Raw genomic sequence first — 22,204 nt, forward strand, 5'->3', positions numbered from 1 at the left:
TCAGCCTCACCTCGGCACGGAGCACGTCAGGCCGAGGCGGGGCCGCCGCGCCGGAGGGCGGTCACGAAGTCGGTCCAGGAGTCGCCGGAGAAGGACAACACCGGGCCGTACGGATCCTTCGAGTCCCGCACCGCGACGCCAAGCGCACCAGAGACACCCTGGTCAGTGAACCCAGCCACCCCGGGAAGCCCAGCCACCTCGACGCAGTTGGAGTTTGAACCGCTCCGGCTCGACTTGCGCCACGTCCCGTCAGGCAGTTCGGCTGCGTCCATCCTCGCCTCGCTCACGCTCGTGTTCTCCCGCGAGCCGGGCCACCAGGTCGATCGACTCGGCAGGGCTCAGCGCCACCGTGAGCAGCCTATCCAGTTCCTCGCGAAAGAAGCTCACCTGCTCGGGCTCCTCCAGGAACAATCCGGAGATCTTGTGCTCAAGGTGCACAACCGTCCGGTTACGGGGGAAGTCCAAGATGGCGAATGCTCCGTCCAGACCCGTGTAGCCACCAACCGACCACGGCACGACCTGCAGGGTGACGTTCGGGCGGTCGGCGGCGTCGACAAGGTGCCGTAGTTGCCGGCCCATCACCCATGGACCGCCGAGCGGCCGACGCAGCGCCGACTCGTCCAGGATGGCATGCAGCGCCGGGGGTTCGGACCTCGCCAGAATGGCTTGGCGCCCAAGCCGAGCGGTAACTCTGGTCTGCGCGTCGGCCTCCGGAACGCCGCAGCCTTGCAAGACTGCCCTGGTGTAGTCCGGGGTCTGGAGCAGCCCCGGCACAAGCAGTGGCTCGAAGTCGACGATCGCCGACGCCTCGGCCTCCAACTGGATCAACGTCCGGGACTCGACCGGGAGACCACCCAGCACCTCCCACCAGCCGGGCTCGGAACGCTCCGACATGGCGAGCAGCCGCTGCCGTTCCTCACCGGTGACACCGTAGATGACCAGTAGGGACGCGACGTCCTCCAGCTTGCTGCCCTGCCGGCCGGTCTCCATCCTGGACAACTTCGACGCCGGCCAGCCAAGTCTCGCCGCCACCCCACGGACACTCAGCTTCCTACCTTGCCGCAGCGCGCGTAGTTCGCCAGCGAGGCCGCGGATGGCAATTGTGGGCGGCGTCGGCTTGGTCATCGAAATCCTCCTGTCCCAACCTCTTGACACGAGCCTAACCCTGTAGCCATGTTGTACGCAACGTTGCTCCTCAGCAAGCCACAGCATGAATGAGGTGAGCCAGTGATGTTGGTGAAGGTGCGGGCGTACGACCCGGCGGACAGCCCGGGACCGATCCCGTCGGTGATCGACCGCTTCCGGCCCGGCCCGGACCTGCCCGAACAGCTCAGCGAGGCGGAGCACACGGCAGCCCGCTACACGGTGATCCTGGTGCCGCCGGAGGAAGCGGAGGTCCTCGACCTCGGCCGGGAGAACCCAGGGCTCAAGCTCTACCTGGACCACCACTGGGAGGCGGACGTGTCCGACCTCGACGAGGCGGCGACGCTGATCTCCGAGCACTGCGGCAAGCCGGTCACGCTGGTCGAGCACCGGGCCGACCTCTGCTACTGGACGGCGTACGTGGAGCTGCCCTACGCCGACGGCGGGAGCTGACGCGCCGCCAGGAAGGCGAGATGCGTACCGACGAACGACTGCCGGGCTGGCCGTGATCGGCCAGCCCGGCAACGTACAGCCTGGCTATTTCAGGGTGACGACGTGCGGTGGGCGCGGACGACGAGGTCGTGGATTGTCAGCTGCTTCGACTCGTGGTGCACCTCGCGGCTCCGGGACTCCGCGACCACCACCTCCCACTGTGCATCGGGCAGCGAGCCGACGACGGCGTCGAGGCCGATCGACGCGGCCTGCGGGGCGTGCGCCGCCGAGTGGGTGTCGGCGTGGTCGTGGCCGACGATCAGCAGTGTGCCGGCGGGGGCGACGGCTGCGGCCAGCCGTGCCACGAACTGGCCGAACGGCAGGTCGGGGTGCACGTACTGACTGGTCACCAGGTCGTAGCGCTGCGCCGGCTCCCAGCTGGTCAGGTCGGCGGTGAGCCAGGTGATGCGTTGCGCGACGGCCGGTTCCTGCTGCGCGGCGAGCTGCTCGGCGCGGTCGACCGCAGTGGACGAGGCGTCGACGGCGGTCACCTGCCAGCCTCGGCTGGCGAGCCAGACCGCGTCGGCGCCGGTGCCGCAGCCCGCGTCGAGCGCCGCACCCGGGGGCAGGTCCGCCAGCTCGGCGACCAGTTGTGGTCCTGGCGAGACGTGTCCCGTCGGGTGTGCCTGATAGTGCTGCTCCCACCAGTGCGCGCTGAACGCGGGATGCTCGGCGTGGGTGTCGTTGCTCATGTCTCGACGGTAATGAGCCTCCCGTAAACCGGAAGGGCTCTTGCGGTTTACGCAAGATTCCGGTCGGCAGCGCCTACCATGGTGGCGTGTCAGAGGTCGATCTTTCCGAGGTGGTCCGGCAGCGCATCCGTGGTCTGCGGCAGGCGCGCGGCTGGAGCCTCGACTCACTCGCCGCCCGGTGCCACCTCAGTCCGTCCACGGTGAGCCGCATCGAGACCGGCCACCGCCGGATCGACCTGGACCAGCTTGTCGCCCTGGCCAGGGCGCTGGACACCACGATCGACCAGCTGGTCGAGCCGGTCGACGACGCCGATGTGATCATCCGGCCGATGCAGCATCAGGAGCCGGGTCTGGCCACCTGGGTGCTGTCGCGCAGCTCAGGGCAGCCCGGCGGCAGCATGGTGGCGAAGATGCGGATCACCCCGGAGCGGCGGACCGGCCCGGGGCATCTGAGCGTGCACCCGGGGCGGGAGTGGTTCTTCGTGCTCAGCGGCACCGCGCTGCTGCATCTGGGTGAGCGGCAGATCCCGGTCGGGCCGGGGAACGCGGCGGAGTTCTCCACGATGATCCCGCACTCCATCGGTGCGGTGAACGGTCCGGTGGAGATCCTCACCATCTTCGACCAGGACGGCGAACGGGCACACGCGCAGTCGTCGAACGACGCCCCCACCAGTTAGTCTTGCTATTACTGCAAGGCTTGGTGCCGATAGCGCAAGGCGGCGCTAGCTTTCCCGCATGACCTCTCCAAGCCTGTCTCCGCAGGTGTCAGCCGTGGCGGACGCCACTGCGGCGGATTCCGACCCGACGATCCACGATCCGCGCCGACGCCGCGCCGTCCTCGTCGCGGTGTGCATCGCGCTGATGGCGGTGATCGCCTCCGTCTCCGGGCTGAACGTCGCCCAGCAGGAGTTCGCCGTCGCGTTCGGCGCCTCGCAGAGCACCGTCCTGTGGATCATCAACATCTACACGATCACCCTGGCCGCGCTGCTGCTGCCGCTCGGCGCGGTCGGCGACCGGTGGGGCCGCAAACCCGTACTGCTTGCCGGCCTGGTCATCTTCGGCGCGGCGAGCGCCGCCGCCGGCCTCGCCACCTCGACCGAAATCATGATCACCGCGCGGCTGCTCAGCGGCGTCGGCGCGGCGATGATCATGCCGATCACGCTGGCCGTGATCACCTCGACCTTCCCGGCTCAGGAACGGTCCCGGGCGATCGGCGCCTGGACCGCCGTCGCCGGCGGCGGCGGTCTGCTCGGCATGTACCTGTCGGCCTTCCTGGTCGACGTGGCGGACTGGCGCTGGCTGTTCGCCCTCCCGGTCGCGCTGGTCGTCGTGGCCGCCGGCCTGACGATCCGGTACGTCCCGAACTCCCGCGAGGAGTCGGACCACCCGTTCGACACCGTCGGTTCCCTGTCGTCGGTGCTGGCCGCCGTCGGGCTGATCTTCGTCCTGCATGAGGGGCCGGAACGCGGCTGGACCGCGCCCGCCACCCTGGTGGGTCTGCTCGTCGGTGTCGTCGGAGCCATCGTCTTCGTCGGCTGGGAACTGCGCCGACGTACGCCACTGCTCGATGTCCGGTTGTTCCGCGACCGGGGCCTGTCCAGCGGTTCGGTGGCGCTGCTCGCGGTGTTCGGCGTGCAGGCTGGCATCTTCGTCGTGCTCTTCCCGTACTTCCAGGCGGTGCTCGGCTGGTCCGGGCTGCGTTCCACGCTGGCGATGATGCCGATGGCCCTGCTGATGATGATCGCCTCGGGCCTCGCCCCACGAGTGGCCGCGCTGGTCGGTGCCCGCGCGACCATGGCGGCCGGGATCTTCCTCGGCGGCGCGGGCCTGGCCCTGATGGCCAGCTTCGTCTCCGTCGACGGCGGCTACCTGTCGGTGCTGCCCGGCATGCTCGCCATGGGGCTCGGCATGGGCCTGTCGATGACCCCCTCCACCGAGGCGATCACCAGCGCCCTGCCCCGCGCCCGCCAGGGCACCGCGTCCGCGCTCAACGACGTCACGCGAGAGTTCGGTGCCGCGCTCGGCGTCGCGCTGCTCGGGGCGATCGTGTCCGCCGGCTACCGCACCGCCGTCGACACCCGGCTCGACGAGCTGGCCGTCGATGCGCCGGACGCGGCCCGGGAGGGCATCGCCACTGCCCTGGCCGCCGCCGACGCCGCCGGCCCGTACGCGGACGAGCTGGTCCGGGCCGCTCAGCAGTCGTTCGTCGACGGCTGGCAGCAGGCGATGTGGGTGGGCGTCGCGGTGCTGGCGCTCCTGTTCGGCTACGTGCTCGCCCGGGGTCCGCAGCGTCGGCCGCAAGCCGATCAGCCACCCCGGCCGCCGGAGCAGGGCAGGTAGTCGAGGCATGGCCGCACCTGGTGAGCGGGCTCACCAGGTGCGGCCGGTGATCCGTTCGTAGACCTCGACGTAGCGGCTCCGGGTCACCTCGACGATCTCGGCCGGCACCTCGGGGGCCGGCGGGCGCTTGTCCCAGCCGGTGCTCGCGGCCCAGTCCCGCACGTACTGCTTGTCGAAGGAGAACTGGGGGCGGCCCGGCTGGTACGCGTCGGCCGGCCAGAACCGGGACGAGTCGCTGGTCAGCACCTCGTCAGCGAGGACCAGGGTGCCGTCGGGTGCCCAACCGAGCTCGATCTTGGTGTCGGCGACGATCAGGCCACGTTCCTCGGCGAGCGCCGCGCCGCGCCGGTAGACGTCGAGGGTAATCTGCCGCAGCCGCTCGGCGGGCTCCGCGCCGACCTGCGCGACGACATCGGCGTACGTGATGAACTCGTCGTGCTCCCCGACGGCCGCCTTGGTGGTCGGGGTGAAGATCGGCTCGGGCAGCTTGGATGCTTCGACCAGACCGGCGGGCAGTGCGACGCCGGAGACCGAGCCCGACTTCTCGTACTCCTTCAAGCCCAGGCCGGTGAGGTAGCCGCGGGCGATGCACTCCACTGGAACCATGTCGAGGCGGCGGCAGCGGATGGCCCGGCCGGCGAACTCGGCTGGCACGTCGGTGGCGGAGACGACGTGGTGCGGCACCAGGTCGGCGAGCTGCTCGAACCACCACAGCGACAGCGCGGTGAGCAGTTTGCCCTTGTCCGGGATCGGCGTGGGCAGCACCACGTCGTAGACGCTGATCCGGTCGGAGGCGACCAGGATCAGGTCGTCGCCGTCGGCGTACACGTCCCTGACCTTGCCCGAGTGCAGCAACTCCACGCCGGCAAGTACATCACGACGGCGGCCGGCGAAGACGGGTGCCCGTCCGCCCTGGGCTGGTGGGCGGACGGGCTGGCCAGGTTGGGGGCTCGATCCTGGCCGGCCGCCGGTTCGTCGGCGTTTCCCGGGCCGACGAAGCGACGCGTACTGGCCCTGAAAGGTCTCAGGAAAACGCTTTCCAGTGAGACGAACGCTACGCGGTCAGCCCGCACGCCGTCAATCATCGATGAAGGAGGCGTCACGAACAGCCGGACGGCCCGTTGACACCCGACCGGGTCGCTTGTGTAAATGATCGGGCCGCAGACCGGCCAGCCCAGCCCTGATCAGGAGAAACCCGTGTCATCATCCGCCGCATCGACACGCGGAGCTGTTGCCCGAACACTCACTGCCCTATTGGCGGTCGCCATCGGACTCGGCGCCTGCGCCACCGACGACACCGGCGAGCCGACCGAGGACGGGCCGGTCGAACTCTCCATCTTCTGGTGGGGCGCGGAGCGCCGGGCCGAGCTGACCCAGCAGGCGCTCGACGTCTACGCCGCCCGCAATCCGGGGATCACCTTCAGGGTCACCTGGCAGGGCTACAGCGGCTACTACGACAAGCTGGCCACCCAGGCCGCCGCAGGCAACACGCCGGACCTGTTCCAGATCGACGACAACTACCTGACCGAGTACGCCGAACGTGACGTCGTGCTCGACCTCACCCCCTACGTCGACAGCGGTGAGCTCGACCTTTCCGGCTTCCCCAACAGCCTGGTCCAGTACGGACAGGTCGGCGGGCGGACCGTGGCGGTCGCCGCCGCCGCGAACACCCCGGCGATGGTGTACGACAAGACTCTGCTGGCCGAACTCGGTGTCGACGAACCGACGATCGGGATGACCTACCCGGAGCTGATCGACTGGGCCAGCCAGATTACCGCGCTCACCGACGGCGAGGTGGCCGGCACGATGGACCCGTCGGCTGACTACAAGGCGCTGTGGCTCTGGCTACGCAGCAACGAACTCGAGCTGTACCGGGGCCGGCAACTGGGCTTCAAAGTCGACGACTTGGAAGCCTGGTTCCAGCTATGGCAACAGGCCCGCGACGCAGACGCCACCCCGAGCGTCGAGCTGATCAGGGCGGCGAACAACGGCAACGCCACCCAGCAACTCGTCGTCACCGGCGACGCGGCGACTTCGTTCATGTGGTCCAACCAGCTGGCGGAGCTGCAGAAGCACACCACCGCCGACCTCGGTGTGGTCTCCTACCCCGGCGACCCGCAGGGCCAGTGGGCTCGGGCGTCGATGTATTGGGCGGGATTCCGGGGCACCCGGCACCAGCAGGAGGTGGTTGGCCTGATCGATTTTCTGGTCAACGACCCGCAGGCCGGCCGGATCCTCGGCACCGAGCGCGGCCTCAGCTCCAACCTGGAGGTCCGCGAGACGGTACAGGCAACGCTCGCCGACGAGAAGATGCAGGCATCGGTCGCGTTCGAGCAGCAGATGTCCGACCTGTTCGGTCCGGCACCGGTGCCCCCGCCACCCGGCCACACCACGGTCCGGACGCTGCTGGTCACAGCGGCAGAGAGTGTACAGAGCGGCGCGACGACCCCCCGGCAGGCCGCCGAGGAGTTCGTCGCACAGGCCAACGCGGTGTTGGCGAACGGCTGACACGACTCCGGGCAGAGCGGCGCTGATCCGACAGTGGCAGGACCGATCGGCCGAGCACCCGGTTCACCAATAGGCGGGACAGGCGTAACAAGCAGTTACATTGGTCGACGTCGCGCCGTTTCGACCGTACCGTCGGCATGGGAGGTCTCCCATGCCGGAAGATTACATCGGCCTGCGGGTCGCGCGGTGGCGTGACATCGCCGGCATGACGCAGCAACAGCTTGCCGCCGAGATCGGGGTAAGCCGCGAGTACGTTTCCATGATCGAGAACGGCAAGCGCGCGGTGACCAAGAGGTCCATGCTCATCGCGCTCGCTACCGCGCTCGGGGTCTCTACAATGGACCTCACTGCGCAGCCGTACCTGCCCCGCTCCCGCAACGACTTGGCGCTCTACGCCGCCGTACCGGCGATCCGCAAGGCGATGGACGACGACGAGCCGGCCGCCGCCCGCCCGGCGGCGCTGCTCGCCGCCGAGACCGACCGGGCGATGCGGGCCCGGATGGCCTGCGACAACCCGACCCTCGGCATCCTGCTGCCCAGGTTGATCGCCGAGATCCGCTCCACAGCCAACGCCGACGAAGACCCAGTCGCCCTGCGGATCGCGGTGCAGGCCCTGGTCACCGGTTCGCTGGCGCTCAAACCACAGGGCCACGTCGACCTGGCGATGCGGCTCGCCGAGCGCGCCGTCCGGGCGGCGCAGCTCGCCGACGACCCGGCCTGCGTCGCCGCCGCCGACTACGCGCTGGCCCAGGCGGTCCTGGCCACCGGGCTGCGGAAGCGATCCTGGACGTTGGCCTGCGACGCCGCCGAACGAATGCAACTTCACACCGGTACGGACGAAGGCCGCGCCTGGTACGGCATGCTGCACCTGCACGCCGCGCTGTCTGCCGCCAGCCTCAGTCAGCACGACGTCGCCGAAACCCACGTCGCCGAGGCCGCCGACGTCGCCCGGCGTACCGCAGGTGATCCTTGGCGGATGGAGTTCACCTCGGCGAACGTCGCGGTGTGGCGGGTCGGGGTGGTGCTGGAGAACGGCGAGCCGGGTCGCGCCCCGGAACTCGCCCGCAAAGTGGACCAGAGCGCGCTGCGGACCCCGCAGCGCCGGGCCAGGTTGCACATGGACGCCGGGCGCGGGTTCCACGCCGCCAAGCGCAACGAAGAGGCGGCACGGGCGTTCCTGCGGGCCGAGGCGATCGCCCCGCACGAGACCCGCAGCCGGGCCACCGTACGGGAGATCATCGCGCACATCGTGCGGGACTCGTCGCCCCGTAGCGGCTCCGACGAGCTGCGGCAACTCGCGGTACGGATGGGAATAGATCCACTATCGCCAGAGGATCATTCGACGTAACCACTCGTTACGCAGAATCGGCTTGCGGTCTCGTACCGTCATGAGTACGGGGTGCGGTGCCGGGTGTCAGTGGAGAGCCCCCGGTGTCGCACCCCGGCTTTCGGGTCGCACCCGTGGCTCCGCTCGGCGGTCCCCTGTTGCGCTCGCACCGTCGTGAATGGCTGTCGTGGAGGGAGGGACATGGTCTCGTACGACGAGTACCTCGTCGCCGTCGCGGCGACACTGGCCCGCCGACACCGACCACAGTGGTCGTGGCGCCGGTGGCGGCGGACCTGCCGATGTGGCGCCGAGCTTCCCTGCCGCACGCTGCACCGGGTGCCGATCAACCGGGGCCACTGGCCACGATGAGGCTCCGCCGTCACCGTCCGGTCAGTCGGTAGCCGACCAGACCGGCACCGACCACCAGCAGCCCTACGGCGGTCAACGCCTGCGCCACACTGGCACCGCCACCGCCGGCCGGCTGATCGGCCGGAGCCGCCGGTGGTGCCGGCGCGAGCACCGCGTTGGTCGCGATCAGCGACGGGGCGGGCCGCTCAGCACCCGGCCCGGTGTCCGACCACTCGTAGCTGTCGCCGTCGACGCACCGCTGCACCGCCGGGAACCAGAAGGTCTGCCCGACCGTCCCGGTCAACCGGACCAGCACCGAGAACTCGGCGACCCCGGCGGCGATCTGCTCGGCGCTGATCGCCGGCCCGGTCCAGCTGACCCGGCCGGGGGTGACCTCGGCAGCCCACCCGGGCGGCTGTCCGGTCGTCGAACCGGCGATCGCCCCGGCCGGCATTTCGACCACCAGCTCGTCGGTGTCCGCGTTGTCGCAGCCGTGGTCGAAAGTGAAGGTCAATGTGGTGGCACCGGCACCGTTCGGGGCCGCGCCGGCCAGCTGGGTGTGGGCCGCCGCCGGCGCCGCCGACCAAAGCGTCACCAGCGCCGCCGGTGCCAGCCCCGGCAGCACCGCGCCGAGCAGCCCCAGCAGTGCCGCGCCGAGCAGTGCTGCGGCACGGCCCACCGCCGGTAGCGACGCCGCTGCCAGTTGTGGTCGGAACCTGTTCATCGGATCTCCACCAGGCTCATCGGATCTTCACCGGGATGGTCGCGATCGGGCTGTCGAACCGGGAGGTACGCGCGTTGACGGTGACCTCCCAGCTGCCGGGCAACGGGAAGTCGGCGACCGCCTCGTAGCGTCCCGGGCCTGTCTGGGCGAGTCGGCGGTCCAGCGGCCCGACCCCGACCTCGGGCAGCGTCACGGTCACCGTCGGCGGCGCGACCGGCTCCAGCGGCTGCCCGGCGGCGTCGAACAGCGCCAGCTCCAGCGCGTTGATTCCGGTGGCACCCGGGGTGATCCGGATCTGCACCCGGCCGTCGCCGAGCGCGGAGTCCGCGACGACAGCCTGCTCGAGGACGCTGGTACGGCCGTCGGCCGAGCCGGTGGCGGTGGTGTCGGAGGCCCGGTCCGTCGGGTCCCGGGTGACCAGCACACCGGTGACGGCGAGCACCCCGACCAGCAGCACCGCCTCCGCCCGGACGGTGCGGCGCAGCGAACGCATCGCGGCGGCCTCGGCGTCAGGTCGGCGGGTACGCGGCACCAGCCGGTACCGGTTCCAGCCGGCGATGCCGACGAGCACCCCCACCGCCGCGACCTTGCCGAGCAGCACCAGGCCGTACGTAGTGCCGAACAGCGCCGACCAGGAGCCGACGATCCGCCAGCCGAGCAGGACTCCGGCCACCGCCAGCAGGGCGACCAGGAACGCGGCGGTCTGGGAGAACGCGGCCACGACGCCGGCCCGCTGCACGGCCGACGTGGTGTCGAACCGGCGGGACAACAGGTGCACCAGACCGAGGATGCCGCCGAGCCACACTGCGGCGGTGACCAGGTGCAGCAGGTCGCTGCCCAGGGTCAGCCAGACCGGGCCGAAGCTGCGGGTGTGTCCGACCAGCGCCAACGCGCCGAGAGCCAACCCGGCCCCGGCGAATACCGCCACACCGGCCGGGCGGCGGGCCGCCCCAGCGCCGCCGCTCGCCAGCCGGGCTCCGACCAGGACCGCGAGCACCCCGACGGCGGTGAGCGCGGCGGCCAGGCCGAGGTCGGACAGGTAGCCGGTCCGCCAGGTTGCCGGGCCGGCCAACGCGGCGACGTCGGCCGCGTCCTGCCAGGCGGTGGTGACCGGCGGCATCACCGCCACCGCGGCGAGTGCGACGACCCCGAGCCCGACCACCGTGGGCAACTGTCGTCGACGCGCCGGGATCGGCAGGAACGACAGGCCGAACACGGCCAGCCCGGTGCCGCCGAGCACGCCGACATACAGCAACGCCTCGGTGACCGGACGGAGCACCCGCAGGGCGAGGTCCGGCTCGGTGACCGGGATCGCGACGCTGCCGGCGGTGGGCGCGCCGATCGCGAAGCTGAACCCGCCGGCAACCGGGTGGCTGTCCGCGGAGATCACCCGCCAGCTGACCACGTACGTGCCGTCGGCCAGGCCAGTCGGCAGGTCGACGACCACGGTGCTGTCCACCGACCTGGCGGTGGCGTCGACAATGGATCCGGCGGCGTCGAGGACCTGCACGCCCTCGGTGCGGACCTGGACCGGCTCGTCGAAGGTCAGGGTGACCGACGGCGGTGCCTCAGCGAGCAGCGCGCCGTCCGCCGGATCGTTGGCCAGCAGCGTGGCGTGCGCGGCGGCCGGACCGGCGCCGGCGAGCGCGAGCAGCAGACCGACCAGGCTTCCGAACAACAGTCCGGGTACGGCGAGCCGCGCTGCTCGCCGTACCCGGCGCGGCGACCGCACGCCTATGTGGTCTTCCGGGTGCGCTGCAGCGCCAGGCCGCCGGCGGTCAAGCCGAGCAGGCCGAGGATCAGGCCGATCCAACCGACGACGGAGCCGCCGTCGCTGGTGGTGGAACCGGCGGTGGTGAGGTCGGTCGGCTCGGCGTCATCGGCGGGCTCGTCACCGGCGGCATTGCCGTCGGCATCGTCGGCGGTGATGACGAACGACGGTGCCGGGTAGTCCAACTCGTGGCTGTCCTGGCCGTCCGCCGGCACCTGGGCCCAGGCGGTCTCGCCCTGCTCGCAGGTCTGGATGGCGGGGAAGATCAGGGTCTCACCGGCCGCGTCGGGCAATCGCAGGGACAGCTCGAACACGTCGCGGTGGCCTTCGGGCAGTGGGGTCTTGGCGGTGTAGACGATCTCCGCGACTCGCTCGGTGAGCTCGTTGCCGTGGCTGTCGGTGACCGGCGGGTCGAGCGTGGCCATCACCTTCTCGACCGTCCAGCCCTGGTTGATGGTGGGTGTCACCGAGTTGATCAGGTCGGGGATCTGGATCGCCACCTTGGTGGTGGCCGAGCCGTCGCAGCCGTGCGGCACCGACACCGTCAGCACGGTGTAGGAATCGGCGGTGGTGACGGTGGGGGTGACGGTGACATGCGCCGCCGCCGGGGAGCTGGCGAGCAGGACGGCGGCGCCGGCGATGGCGGCGCCGGCACCGGCACCGGCAACGCGACGAAGGGTGGGGTGCATTGACGGTAACCTCTCGATCATCGGGCCGCCGAGGGTGCCGCTCGACGGATTCTACGCATTGGTCGGCTGCCGACGCCCGCTGGTTCCCGGCGGATCCGATGATCTCGTGAAGACCAATGGTCACACAGGCCAATGTCAACGGTCTTGACCCTGGTCACCGTCGCTGCCGGACACCCGGTCGCCCTGAGCCGGCGCGCGCCACATCGGCCAGATCGGCGGGCCGTCCGGCAGCTGGACCGGTTCGTCGGCGACGTACCCGTGCCGAAGGTAGAGGCCACGGTTGCGCGGCGTGGTGGCCTCCAGGTACGCCGGGGTGGCCGATGCGTCGAGCAGCCGGTGCTGGTGGGTCAGCAGGGCGGTGCCCACGCCTCGGCCCTGCAGCCAGGGTGTGACGCCGAGGTACGCGAGATACCGGTGCGGCCGATCCGGCTGACGTCCGCTTAGGACGCCGTGCAGGGCGGCGACGCGGTGCTGCCAGATACCGGCGGCGAGCATCAGTCGACGCTGGTGGACGGTGATGTGGTTGGTCGACTCCGGCTGCTCGCGCTGGTACCAGATCGCCACCCCGGTGAACGGTCCCGCCACGTACACGTCGGCACCGGTGTCGATGGCGTGCTCGAGTTCGATGGTGAACAGCGACCGGAAGGTGGTGACCCGGGCATCGATGTCCCCCACCAGCCATTGGGAGACCGGTGCGATCAGAAACGCCTCGGTGAGCAGCGTCGCCGCCTGAGGGATGTCATCGTGGGTGGCTGCCCGGACGGTCATCGCGGGTGTGGTCGCGTTCATCGGCACGCTCCAAGAGGGTGAAAGTGTGGGTGGGATGAGACAGCTGGGATTTGCCCGGTAGGGGATCGTGCGGTGACAGGTCGAGCCGGCCCTGGCTGGGCGGGCCGGCTCAGGTACGACCGCTCAGCACCGCGTTGCCGACCGCCGCGCCGGTCTGGCCCAACAGGTCGCACAGCGCCGGCCGCAGCGCCCGCGGCAGGACGTCGAGGTGACGGGCCACCTCGGGTTCGGCACCGTCGAGCAGGTAGGTGTCCAGCCCGGTCGCCACGGCCAGCCCGGCAAGGAACAGGTCAGGCTCGTCGAGCGGTTCCATCCGGCGCAGCCGCAGCGACAACCGCGCCCACGGCCAAGCCGCGAGGTTGATGTCGACCGGCACGTAGATCGTCCGGGTGCGCATCAGCCGGCGGACCTGCTCGGGTCGGACAACACCGGCGGCGGTCAGCCGCTGGGCGACGTGGTCCGGGGCACGCTCCGACAGTACGGTCAGCCAGACCCGTACGCTGGTGTGCTCCGGCTCGTCGAGCAGCAGCCGCAGCGCGGAACGACCGAGCGCGTCGGCCGGCGCCGCCGGATCAACCACCCAGACGTGACCGGCGTCGACGACGACGGCCTGCGCGGTGACCAGCTCGGCAAGGACCGCGCTGGCCAGACCGAGCCCGACCGCCCGGGGGTGCAGCCGGGCGCGCCCGGTGACGTCGTGATGGGCGAGCAGAAAAAACTCATCGGCGAGCAGCGGCACCGTCTACCACCACCTGCTCGGGGGGCGGCGGCTGGACGCTGGCCCGTCCACCGACGGCGGCCCGCCGCACCGCGGCGACGCTGACCAGCGCCTGTTGGCAAGGTGGATGGTCGGGTCGACAGTCGACGTGGTGGCCGTCGGCCCACACCCACTGCCCGCCGTAGCTGCGGGCCGAGCTGATCCGCACGCAGGTGATCAGCAGATCGAAGGGCTCGCCGGGCACGGGACCTCGCCCGTACCGCCATTCGGAGACGGCGAAGCGGAGCACCGTACCCGGCGGCAACTCCGGAACTTCCACGTTCTCAGCATTGTAGGTCATATGTATCAATCCAGCCGGAATCATCGGACGCGCCACTGGGGGCATGCGTCGCCATCCGGAGCACCGCAGGCGATCCAGACAACGTTTTTCCTAACGTGAAGATCCAGGTCGGGGAGAGCACTTGGCGGACATTGGTCACGTGGACCAGATGAATTCCAACTCGTCGGCGGCACCACCGATCCGGACCTCGGACAGCACCTCCCGGAGCGCCGAGGAAAGATCCCCGACGGCCGTGCCGGCCAACAGATCCGGATGATAAGCCGCCACGGCGTTGAACACGAGACGTTCGACGGTGAGCGCGTCCACTGGGCTCAGCCGGCAGCCGCACGGAGCGCCGTACACCCAGCCGTTGAGCCTGGCCATCGGAATCATTTGCCGTTCGCAAGTTGCACAGAAGAGCAGGCCGGCCAGGGGTGACGGATAGCCACCCGACGACGTTTTGGGAGCAGCGACCCGAGCATTATTCAGCTCGACGCCGTCGGCAATCTCCCAGTGCGTGCCACGGCTTCTCGCCATCGCGGACTCCTCACCCTGGGACACCATCGATTGACCGCCATCGGCGGACGCAGATCGAGTCTGCCAGGGCACCCACAGCGGTGCAATGCTCAACGCGCCAGTGAAACCGCACTGCAAGTTTGAAAACCCGAGACAGCTGCGGGTTCGCCTTCGTAGATGCTCCGGATATCGTCCGGATTCCGGTGACGGCGCCCCCGATCGGCTAGCTCCACGACACCGACCAACGAGGACGGTGCACGCACCGGCCGATCCCGCACTGGCGGATGTCAGATACGCTGGTACGCCCACGCCTCGCGCGGGTGATCCCGGTGGCCGGCGGGATCCCTCCCCATCACCGTTCCGTCGGCCACCGCCACCGCCACCGCCGTCGCGACCGGGTGCCAGCACCGCCGTCGCCGGCCTTGATCGACAGTGGCACGATCTCCGCCATGGATCACGGGCACGGCAGACTTGAACTGTCCATCGGATACCCAACCAGCCGGCCGACCCGGCTCGCGGTGTTGTCGGTACTGGGCGTCGGGCTGGTCACCGCCGGGTGCTGCCTCGGCAGCCTGCTCGGACTGGTGGTCTCGGGCGGCGGAGACGAGCCGACCCTGCCGATGCTGCTCGGCACCGGGCTCGCCCTCGCTGCGTCGGCCGGTATCGGCCTGCCGATCGCCCGGGTCGCCCGGACCGGGGCGTCGCTGTCCGGCACCCAGCTCACCGTACGCGGACTCGCGACCCGCACCGTCGACCTGCGTACGGCCGAGACCGTGACGATCTCGCCCGGCTCCCCCGCGACCACCGATGCGGGCCTGGACAGCGGCACGGGCCCGAACAGCGGCAGGAAATCGAAAACCGGCGGCGCCCCCGGCACTCCGGTGCTCACCGTCAGCGGCCCGGACGGCACCGTCCGGCTGCCGCTGCGCAACCGGGAGGGCACCCTGCTACCCGCCGCCGAGATGATCGCGCTGGCCCGGGCGTTCTCCGCCGCTTCCTGCCCCGGCGCACACGAGGCCGCCCATCTCCTACACACCATGGACGCCGATCCGAGCCCCCTGGTGCTGTGACCACCGCCGTCGAGCGGGTTTGCCGGCCGGTCGAAGTGGTAACCCGGAAAGGGTGAGGCGACCGGCGAGCGAAGGGGGCATCATGACCGAGGGGTTGTCGAAGCTGGTCAGGATGAGCGACGCCCACGAGATGGTGGCCGATCCGGCCGAGGACATTCGTGGCCGGAAGGTGTGCGACGCGGTTGGCAAGGGCATCGGCAAGGTCGACGACCTGCTGATCGACGAGTCCGAGCACAAGGTCCGGCTGCTGCGGGTCGAGCATGGCGGCATCCTCGGTTTCGGGGCCACCCCGTCGTTCGTCCCGGTCGACGCGATCGTCCGGATCACCGACGACGTGGTGCACATCAACGAGTCGAGTGAGCGGGTGGCCGGCGCCCCGCACTACGATCCGGAGCTCGTGTCACAGGACAAGTACTACGAGGAGCTGTACGGCTACTACGGATACCCTCCATTTTGGGGCGTCGGGTACGTGTACCCGGGCTACCCGTTCTACCGTTAGCCGGCACCGGACCAGGTCGGGGCGAGGTAGGCGCTTCAGCGCCGGGTCGCCACCACCCGGTACCGCAAGCCCCGACATGGTTGGTTGCGAGCCGCTGACCGGCCACGACTGCTAACCGATTGGTCGCCAGCCGTCCCGGTACCCGATCAGACCGTCGCCGTCCCGCGCGGGTCGGCGCTGCCCGTGGCAGCTGCCCGGCACCAGCCCGGTCCGGATCACCGCCGGGCGTTCGACCAGTACGCAGGTCCGCTCCCCCGGCCACCACCAGCCGGCGGAGCGGGCCAGCGCCGCCCACTCGTCGAGCTGAGTCTCGTCGGCCCGCCGGTACCGGGCCAGCCCGAGCCGGCGCAGCACGTCGTAGTACGCCACCCAGTGCGCGTCCTGCTGGCCGTACCAGGCGGTCGGCACCGGCTGTCGCCCGACGGCCGCGAGTGCCGCGCGGACCGGTAGGGAGAAGCCGTCGACCAGGCTGGTCCGCAGCGCGTCGCGGACCCCTTGCTGTAGGACGACCCGCAGCGGTACACCGGCCGCGAGCGCCTCGGTCGGTGGCAGCACCGGCCATTTCGGTCCGGCACCGTCCGGTTTCTTGCCGGCGGCCTTCTTGCCGGCGGCCTTCTTCCGGCCGGCCTGTGCTGGGGTCAGGTCGGGATGGTCGGCACCCGCGTCCAGGGCGCTGCGCAGCCGGGACAGCCCGGCGGCGATGTCGCTGGCCAGTGGGGGTTTCCCGGCCGGCTGTCGAGCTCTGATCCACTGCTGGAGCAGGTCGTGGGCGGGCAGACCGGTCAGCAGCGGCAGTGCCTGACGGGGTGAGTCGACCCAACGGAACCGGGGTCGGCTGCGGCAGTGCCGGGCATAGATGCGGGACAGGATGTCCTCTGTGGTGGCCCGGTCGGCGGGCGCGGTGTCGAGCCCGTGGTCGAGCCATTCGCGCCGGACGGGTTCGGTTAGCCGCCAGTAGGCGACGGCCCGATCGGAAGATGGTGCTGGGGAGGTGGAGCGGGCGGCGTCACGCCGCGTGGGCGCGGTCACCGCGCGAGGGCGGTTCCGCCCTTCCGGTAGGAAGTGATCATGTCCACCATGGTGGCGGATCCAGCCACCGACCGCAACCGGCCTGCCCTTCGGCCGGCCGCTTCCGGTCAGCCGGCGAACTGCTGCCACAGGTAGTAGAGCGCGAACCAGGTGAAGAAGACCACGGCGGCGACCACCAGTGCGGTCGCGGCCCACCCGGCGCGCAACGCGCGTGGCATGGTCCGCCGGTTGAGCCACAGCACGAGTCCGGCGACCAGCGGGATGTGCACGGCCTCGATCGACCCGGCGAGGGTCAGCAGGGCGACCGGATTGCCGAAGATCAGAAACACGGCGTACGGCAGGGTCGCCAGCCACACCACGATGGCGGTCCGGCTGATCACCGTCGGGCGGGCGAGGCTGTGCTCGGCGAGCCGTTCCGGCAGCACACGCCGTACGCCGTCGGTGTAGAGCCGCTGCCACCCGTCGATGTTGGTGAGGGTGGCGGTCCAGAACGCCGAGACCAGTCCGACGACCATCAGCCAGAAGCCGACGCTGCCGAACACCTCGCTGAACAGGCGGGTCAGGTCGCGGGCGACGTCGGCTTCGGCGGGCACAATGCCTTCCGGCCGCAGCAGCTCGGCGCCGAGGACCAGGAACGCGACGGTGATCAGCGCGACGCCTACCACCGCGAACGTCGAGTCGAGGGTCATCGTCCGCAGCCAGCCGCGTACCCGGTCGATCTGGTGGCTGTCGAGGTCCCGTGGGTCGCGGCGGTCGGCCGCCGGCACCCCGGCGTGGCCGATGCCCTTGGCGGTGATCCAGTAGGAGTACCACATGAGTCCGGCCGCGCCGTTGGACAGGAAGCCGAGCCAGGGCAGGATCTCGGCGACCTGCAGGTCGTCCGGCGGCACCGGGACGAACCCGGCGGCGGCCTCGGTCAGGTCCGGCCCGACCTGGATCGCGGCGACGACGGCGCCGAGGGCGAGCGCGATGCCGAGGACCCGGGACACCCATTCGACGCCGGTGTAGTGACCGACCAGCACCAGCCCGGCGGCGGCGGCGATGACCGCGCCGGTCCAGACCTGGATCGGACCGGGTACGGCGAGCGCGAGTGCGCTGCCGGCGGCGCTGGCGATACCGGCGATCGCGGCGATCCCGACGACCAGCTGCGGCACCAGGATCACCCAGATGGCCCAGCGACGCGGCCCCGGCAGGTCGGCCAGGCCGGTGAGCAGCCGGCGGCCGGTGACGACGCTGTAGCGGCCGATTTCCCGGGTGACGAAGAGCTTGAGGACGAGTACGGCGACGAGCGCCCACATCAGACTGTAGCCGTACTGGGCTCCGACCCGGGGGGTGAACAGCAGTTCACCGGTGGCGAGGGCGGCGAGCGCCCACAGCACGCCGGGGCCGATGTAGCGGAAGCGGCGCCAGCCGGTCGGTGCTTCGGGTACGCCGGTCGACCGCTGCGGCGCGGCCTCGGTGACCTGGCTCATGCCGTGTCTCCTTCGGGGGGTGGACTCGTCGGGTCGATGCCACTGCCCGAGCCGGTACCCAGCAGGCGACTCCTTCACGCACAACACCCACCGGCCAACAGCTGACTTCACAGCGTTACATTGGTGATCTTCGATGTATTCGTCGCCGCACCCGCACCAGGTGCCAATGACCGTCCACGAAGCATCCGAGACAGCAGAAAGGAAGCAGATGAAGCGCGCAGTCCTGCGTGCGGCGACCGTCCTCGCCGCCGCGATCGCCGCCGCTGCCCTCGCGGCCAGCGGAGCCACCGCCAGCCCGTCGATCCTGCAGCGGTTCTCCGTCCCGTCCGGGGACAACTGCACCTACGGCTACACCCAGGGTCACCTGGAGTGGCGCTCCGCCCCGCCGACCAGCGCGGTACGGGTGACCGGGGTGCTCGCCGACCGTCCGTTCCCGAACGACCCGGGAGCCGTCTGCCGCGACGACAGCCGCTACACCATCGCCAGCTATACCGCGTACGCCGGCGAGTGGGTCGTCAACGAGACCGCCCGCCGGGTGAACAACGGGTTCGCACCGAGATCGAGTTCGTCCTCGGTGCGAACGCCGCCGTCCGAGGGATCGACCGCGTCGTCATCCAGGTCTGCCGGGTGTCACTGCTCGACATCACCCCGATCCCGGACTACTGCGGCCGCCCGCACACCTTCACACCGTCGACCGTCACCCCGACCGTGCCCCTCTGACAGGGCAAGCGACTCCGCCGTCCTGATGGCGCAGATGCATCGACATGCGCCTGCGCCATCAGACCGATCCGCGGAGCATCCGCAGCATCGGCGTCCATTCGCCGTACGCTCTGGTCAGGTTTTCTGACCGCCGGAGCGGTCTGCGGCGAAGGATGCCTTGACCGCACGGGCCGTCTCGTCGGCGAGCACCTCCCACTCACCCGCTTCGAGACCGTCCAGGGCGGCCTTGACGATCACCGCCGGGTCGCTTTTCGGTACGTCGTAGGAGGCCATCATGTCGGTGTCGACGGCGCCCATCAGCAGGCCGGTGACCTGGGTGTGCTGTGCGGCCAGCTCCAGCCGTACGGCGTTGGTGAGGTTCCACTCGGCGGCCTTCGCCGCCGCGTAGCCGCCGGCACCCGGATAGGCGCTCCAGGACAGCGCCGACAGAACGTTGAGGATCGCGCCGCCGGCCAGCTGTGGCGCGAAGGCTCGGATCATGTGCAACGTTCCCCAGAAGTGGGTGTCCATCTCCCGGCGGATCAGATCGAGGTCACCGCCGACCAGATCGGCGCCGGTGGTGACCCCGGCGTTGTTGACCAGCAGGGTGACGTCACCGGTAGCCGCCGCAGCGGCGGCGACCGAGTCCGGGTCGGTGACGTCCAGCCGCAGGACCCGTACGCCGGGCAGGTCGACGGACTCGGGGCGGCGGGCGGTGGCGTAGACCGTGGCGGCACCGCGCTCGACCAGCTGGGCGGCGAAGTGCCGGCCGATACCACGATTGGCCCCGGTGACCAGGGCGGTTGCTCCGGAAATATGCATGCTGGCTACCCTAGAGCTTGACGTTGACGTCAAAGGCAAATGCCTGTGATGGGGGTCACTGTGCGGATCGGTGAGCTGGCTGGCCGCGCCGGGGTGAGCACCCGGGCGCTGCGCTACTACGAGGAGCAGGGTCTGCTGGTCGCGCAGCGCAGCCCGGCCGGTCAGCGCCGCTACCCGGACTCGGCCGTCGAGCGGGTCCGGCTGATCCAGCGGCTGTACGCGGCGAACCTGTCCAGCCGGACCATCGCCGACCTGATGCCCTGTGTGGACGCCAAGGTCAACACGTCCGAGTCACGCGCCCTGCTGACCGCCGAGCGCGACCGGATCGACGCGCGGATCGCTGAGTTGACGGCGGCCCGCTCCCGCCTGGACGAGGTGATCGCGCTGGCCGCGCACCCGGCCAGCGGCTGCGCGTACGAGTCCGCCCCGGCCGGAGCCGGCTGATCGGGCAGATCTAGGTAGTAACGGCCAGGCGATCATGCGGCCACCAGCATGGCGATTAGCGCTGGAGGCGGCCACGGCTCGGGCGGCTGCGGCGGGTCTGTCATTGGTGCGGGCACTCCGGCAGATTCATCCCACCGCGGTACTCGGGGGCGATGTACACCTCCGACAGGAAGCCGGTACGGCCGTCGTGCAGGACGATCTCGTACCAGAGGTCAGATGTCACTCCTCCAGGGTTCCGGTCAATTCCGTCACTCATGAGATCAGGGTGTAAACATTCAGGCCATGTTCGGCAGGTGATGGCGACAGCGGGTTGAGTGACGGGCTCTGGCTGGTTCGGTCCCGGCCTGTCCCATGTGGTTTGATCTTGGCGTGTCGGCGGTGGAGGATCTGTCTCGTGAAGAGCTGATCGTGCTGGCCCGTGCGCAGGCTGAACGGATCGCTGAGCAGGACGCGCGGATCGCCGAGTTGACCGACCGGCTGGCCCGGTTGGAGCATCTACTGTCGCGGAACCGTCGAACTCGTCGTTGCCGCCGTCGCGCGACGATGACGCGGGTCGCACGCCGCCCCGGCCCCGGTCCGGTGGTGGGTCGAAGCGGTCGCGGGGCAAGCAGCCGGGTGCGCCCGGGGTGAACCTGACCTGGCGTGAGGTGCCCGACGAGCGTCGTGATCTGTTTCCGGAGGGCTCGTGTGGGTGTGGCGCGGATCTGACCGCCGGCCGGGATCTGGGTGTGGTCGACCGTTACCAGCAGCACGAGATACCCCTGGTGGCGGTGAGGGTCACCCAGTACGACCAGCACGCGGTGGCCTGCCGGTGCGGCATCGTGCACACCGCGACCCGGCCCGAGGGGTCCAGGTCCGGGCCGGTCGGGTACGGCCCGAACCCGCAGGCGTGGTGTGTCTACCTGATGATGGTGCATCACGTGCCGGCGTGGCGCTGCCGGCAACTGGTGGAGTCGTTGACCGGGACCGCGCCGTCGGTCGGGTTCGTGCACGGCATGCTGACCCGTGCCTCCGTCCTGCTGGACGAGGCGGACAAGCGGATCCGGGCGTTGCTGACCGCCGCCTATGTGGTGTGCGCCGACGAGACCCCGCTGCGTGTCGGGCCCGCCGCCGCGCCGGCGGGTCGGAAGAAGGCGGTGCGGTACCTGCTGGTCGCCTGCACGAGGTGGGTCACCCACTATCTGGTCGGTGGCCGGGACCTGGATATGTTCAAGGCGATGGTCATCGCCGACATGGCCGCCGGTTCGGTGATCGTGCACGACCGCTACCAGAACTACGACGCCGGGCCGTTCGCTCACCTGCTGCACCAACTGTGCTGTGCCCATCTGCTGCGGGATCTCGCCGGAGCCGGGGAGGTCTACCCCGGCGAGCACTGGCCCGTGCAGATCGCCGACGTCAAGGAAGCAGTAACGGAGTCGGGTGCCCCACCGTTGGCGCCGACCGGCTCCCGGCCACTTGTTCGAGCCATCTGCAGATATTTGGGAGTGCCTGCCGCCTGACGGAGCTGACGCAGCTATGCAGCGAACTCCTGGATGGGGCCGGCAGAGGGATCGATCGGACGCTCCGGGCGAGGCATGGCGACTCCGTAGCGCGTGAAGTGCGTTCATGTCAGCTGGACGGCTCCAACTCAGCGACGGTGTGGCCGATGCCACCGACGGATCTGGCTCGCGTTGACGATCAATCGGATCCATGACATCCAGGGAAGACAGCAGTCGATGTAGACCACCGTCATCCAGGAGGACTTCCCGAAACTATTACCGGGCTTCTCAACGTAATCCGTAAATGCGAAAGAT

26 protein-coding genes are annotated in these 22,204 nt (G+C 70.2%); 11 read left to right on the forward strand and 15 right to left on the reverse strand.

Annotated elements, in window-relative coordinates; translation table 11 throughout:
* Positions 1-26: 26 nt before the first annotated feature.
* Together ACFHWU_RS21870 and ACFHWU_RS21875 are read right to left on the reverse strand one after the other, a co-directional pair.
* Positions 27-272: a DUF397 domain-containing protein gene (locus ACFHWU_RS21870; protein WP_416567600.1), complete on the reverse strand. Its 246-nt coding sequence runs from the start codon at positions 270-272 to the stop codon at positions 27-29.
* Positions 250-1,125, reverse strand: a complete 876-nt coding sequence (locus tag ACFHWU_RS21875; protein ID WP_416567601.1) for a helix-turn-helix domain-containing protein — start codon at positions 1,123-1,125, stop codon at positions 250-252. The genes ACFHWU_RS21870 and ACFHWU_RS21875 overlap by 23 nt, the downstream gene beginning before the upstream one ends.
* Before the next feature lie 105 nt (positions 1,126-1,230).
* Here ACFHWU_RS21875 and ACFHWU_RS21880 point away from each other — a divergent pair, with 105 nt between their 5' ends.
* Positions 1,231-1,596: a hypothetical protein gene (locus ACFHWU_RS21880; protein ID WP_282234081.1), complete on the forward strand. Its 366-nt coding sequence runs from the start codon at positions 1,231-1,233 to the stop codon at positions 1,594-1,596.
* Positions 1,597-1,685: 89 nt separating this feature from the next.
* On the opposite strand, the gene ACFHWU_RS21885 is transcribed toward ACFHWU_RS21880, so the two are convergent.
* Positions 1,686-2,327 (reverse strand): class I SAM-dependent methyltransferase, encoded by a 642-nt coding sequence (locus ACFHWU_RS21885; RefSeq protein WP_416591432.1) that lies wholly within the window; start codon positions 2,325-2,327, stop codon positions 1,686-1,688.
* A gap of 86 nt (positions 2,328-2,413) precedes the next feature.
* Between ACFHWU_RS21885 and ACFHWU_RS21890 the strand changes: the two genes are divergently transcribed.
* Positions 2,414-3,004, forward strand: a complete 591-nt coding sequence (locus ACFHWU_RS21890) for a helix-turn-helix domain-containing protein (RefSeq protein WP_416591433.1) — start codon at positions 2,414-2,416, stop codon at positions 3,002-3,004.
* A gap of 94 nt (positions 3,005-3,098) precedes the next feature.
* Complete coding sequence (locus ACFHWU_RS21895) at positions 3,099-4,667, forward strand: MFS transporter (protein ID WP_416591434.1); 1,569 nt, start codon at positions 3,099-3,101, stop codon at positions 4,665-4,667.
* Positions 4,668-4,697: 30 nt separating this feature from the next.
* Here the strand turns inward: ACFHWU_RS21895 and ACFHWU_RS21900 are convergent, their stop codons facing one another.
* The gene (locus ACFHWU_RS21900) at positions 4,698-5,528 is read right to left on the reverse strand and encodes a phosphoribosylaminoimidazolesuccinocarboxamide synthase (RefSeq protein ID WP_416552290.1); all 831 of its coding nucleotides are present in this window, start codon (positions 5,526-5,528) and stop codon (positions 4,698-4,700) included.
* A 393-nt stretch (positions 5,529-5,921) separates the two neighbouring features.
* Between ACFHWU_RS21900 and ACFHWU_RS21905 the strand changes: the two genes are divergently transcribed.
* The 3 genes from ACFHWU_RS21905 (at position 5,922) to ACFHWU_RS21915 (ending at position 8,871) form a co-directional block, all read left to right on the forward strand.
* Positions 5,922-7,175 (forward strand): ABC transporter substrate-binding protein, encoded by a 1,254-nt coding sequence (locus ACFHWU_RS21905; RefSeq protein ID WP_416552289.1) that lies wholly within the window; start codon positions 5,922-5,924, stop codon positions 7,173-7,175.
* Positions 7,176-7,326: 151 nt separating this feature from the next.
* Positions 7,327-8,523, forward strand: a complete 1,197-nt coding sequence (locus ACFHWU_RS21910) for a helix-turn-helix domain-containing protein (protein WP_416552288.1) — start codon at positions 7,327-7,329, stop codon at positions 8,521-8,523.
* A gap of 180 nt (positions 8,524-8,703) precedes the next feature.
* Positions 8,704-8,871, forward strand: coding sequence for a hypothetical protein (locus ACFHWU_RS21915; RefSeq protein ID WP_416552287.1), 168 nt, complete (start codon positions 8,704-8,706; stop codon positions 8,869-8,871).
* A 10-nt stretch (positions 8,872-8,881) separates the two neighbouring features.
* On the opposite strand, the gene ACFHWU_RS21920 is transcribed toward ACFHWU_RS21915, so the two are convergent.
* The 7 genes from ACFHWU_RS21920 to ACFHWU_RS21950 form a co-directional block, all read right to left on the reverse strand.
* A complete protein-coding gene (locus tag ACFHWU_RS21920) occupies positions 8,882-9,574 on the reverse strand; it encodes a DUF1775 domain-containing protein (RefSeq protein ID WP_416552286.1) in 693 nt (230 codons plus the stop codon).
* 16 nt (positions 9,575-9,590) lie between these two features.
* Positions 9,591-11,306, reverse strand: coding sequence for a copper resistance protein CopC (locus ACFHWU_RS21925; protein WP_416591436.1), 1,716 nt, complete (start codon positions 11,304-11,306; stop codon positions 9,591-9,593).
* A gap of 2 nt (positions 11,307-11,308) precedes the next feature.
* A complete protein-coding gene (locus ACFHWU_RS21930; RefSeq protein ID WP_416591438.1) occupies positions 11,309-12,034 on the reverse strand; it encodes a YcnI family protein in 726 nt (241 codons plus the stop codon).
* A 135-nt stretch (positions 12,035-12,169) separates the two neighbouring features.
* The gene (locus ACFHWU_RS21935) at positions 12,170-12,823 is read right to left on the reverse strand and encodes a GNAT family N-acetyltransferase (RefSeq protein WP_416591439.1); all 654 of its coding nucleotides are present in this window, start codon (positions 12,821-12,823) and stop codon (positions 12,170-12,172) included.
* A 109-nt stretch (positions 12,824-12,932) separates the two neighbouring features.
* Entirely contained in the window at positions 12,933-13,562 is a 630-nt protein-coding gene (locus tag ACFHWU_RS21940; RefSeq protein ID WP_416552282.1) for a GOLPH3/VPS74 family protein, read from the reverse strand.
* A complete protein-coding gene (locus tag ACFHWU_RS21945) occupies positions 13,543-13,860 on the reverse strand; it encodes a hypothetical protein (RefSeq protein WP_416591440.1) in 318 nt (105 codons plus the stop codon). The genes ACFHWU_RS21940 and ACFHWU_RS21945 overlap by 20 nt, the downstream gene beginning before the upstream one ends.
* A 156-nt stretch (positions 13,861-14,016) precedes the next feature.
* Positions 14,017-14,397 carry a hypothetical protein gene (locus ACFHWU_RS21950; RefSeq protein WP_416591441.1) on the reverse strand — a complete coding sequence of 127 codons (381 nt, stop codon included), beginning with the start codon at positions 14,395-14,397 and terminating at the stop codon, positions 14,017-14,019.
* 428 nt (positions 14,398-14,825) lie between these two features.
* On the opposite strand from ACFHWU_RS21950, the gene ACFHWU_RS21955 reads away from it, so the two are divergent.
* Positions 14,826-15,446: a hypothetical protein gene (locus ACFHWU_RS21955; protein WP_416591443.1), complete on the forward strand. Its 621-nt coding sequence runs from the start codon at positions 14,826-14,828 to the stop codon at positions 15,444-15,446.
* 82 nt (positions 15,447-15,528) lie between these two features.
* A complete protein-coding gene (locus ACFHWU_RS21960; protein ID WP_416552278.1) occupies positions 15,529-15,945 on the forward strand; it encodes a PRC-barrel domain-containing protein in 417 nt (138 codons plus the stop codon).
* A 111-nt stretch (positions 15,946-16,056) separates the two neighbouring features.
* On the opposite strand, the gene ACFHWU_RS21965 is transcribed toward ACFHWU_RS21960, so the two are convergent.
* Together ACFHWU_RS21965 and ACFHWU_RS21970 are read right to left on the reverse strand one after the other, a co-directional pair.
* Complete coding sequence (locus ACFHWU_RS21965; RefSeq protein ID WP_416591444.1) at positions 16,057-16,974, reverse strand: DUF6745 domain-containing protein; 918 nt, start codon at positions 16,972-16,974, stop codon at positions 16,057-16,059.
* Positions 16,975-17,081: 107 nt separating this feature from the next.
* Positions 17,082-18,446: an Nramp family divalent metal transporter gene (locus tag ACFHWU_RS21970; RefSeq protein WP_416591445.1), complete on the reverse strand. Its 1,365-nt coding sequence runs from the start codon at positions 18,444-18,446 to the stop codon at positions 17,082-17,084.
* A 507-nt stretch (positions 18,447-18,953) separates the two neighbouring features.
* Here ACFHWU_RS21970 and ACFHWU_RS21975 point away from each other — a divergent pair.
* The gene (locus ACFHWU_RS21975) at positions 18,954-19,166 is read left to right on the forward strand and encodes a hypothetical protein (RefSeq protein ID WP_416591446.1); all 213 of its coding nucleotides are present in this window, start codon (positions 18,954-18,956) and stop codon (positions 19,164-19,166) included.
* Between the two features lie 114 nt (positions 19,167-19,280).
* On the opposite strand, the gene ACFHWU_RS21980 is transcribed toward ACFHWU_RS21975, so the two are convergent.
* Positions 19,281-19,967, reverse strand: coding sequence for an SDR family oxidoreductase (locus ACFHWU_RS21980; RefSeq protein ID WP_416591447.1), 687 nt, complete (start codon positions 19,965-19,967; stop codon positions 19,281-19,283).
* A 60-nt stretch (positions 19,968-20,027) separates the two neighbouring features.
* Here ACFHWU_RS21980 and ACFHWU_RS21985 point away from each other — a divergent pair, with 60 nt between their 5' ends.
* On the forward strand, positions 20,028-20,411 hold the full coding sequence (locus ACFHWU_RS21985) for a MerR family transcriptional regulator (RefSeq protein WP_416552371.1): 384 nt from the start codon (positions 20,028-20,030) through the stop codon (positions 20,409-20,411).
* A 100-nt stretch (positions 20,412-20,511) separates the two neighbouring features.
* On the opposite strand, the gene ACFHWU_RS21990 is transcribed toward ACFHWU_RS21985, so the two are convergent.
* Positions 20,512-20,634 (reverse strand): hypothetical protein, encoded by a 123-nt coding sequence (locus ACFHWU_RS21990; protein WP_416591448.1) that lies wholly within the window; start codon positions 20,632-20,634, stop codon positions 20,512-20,514.
* Between the two features lie 403 nt (positions 20,635-21,037).
* Between ACFHWU_RS21990 and ACFHWU_RS21995 the strand changes: the two genes are divergently transcribed.
* Positions 21,038-21,910 carry an IS66 family transposase gene (locus ACFHWU_RS21995; RefSeq protein ID WP_416591449.1) on the forward strand — a complete coding sequence of 291 codons (873 nt, stop codon included), beginning with the start codon at positions 21,038-21,040 and terminating at the stop codon, positions 21,908-21,910.
* The last annotated feature ends 294 nt before the right edge of the window (positions 21,911-22,204 follow it).

This window comes from Micromonospora sp. LOL_015, from assembly GCF_048060275.1.
GTDB lineage: Bacteria > Actinomycetota > Actinomycetes > Mycobacteriales > Micromonosporaceae > Micromonospora_E.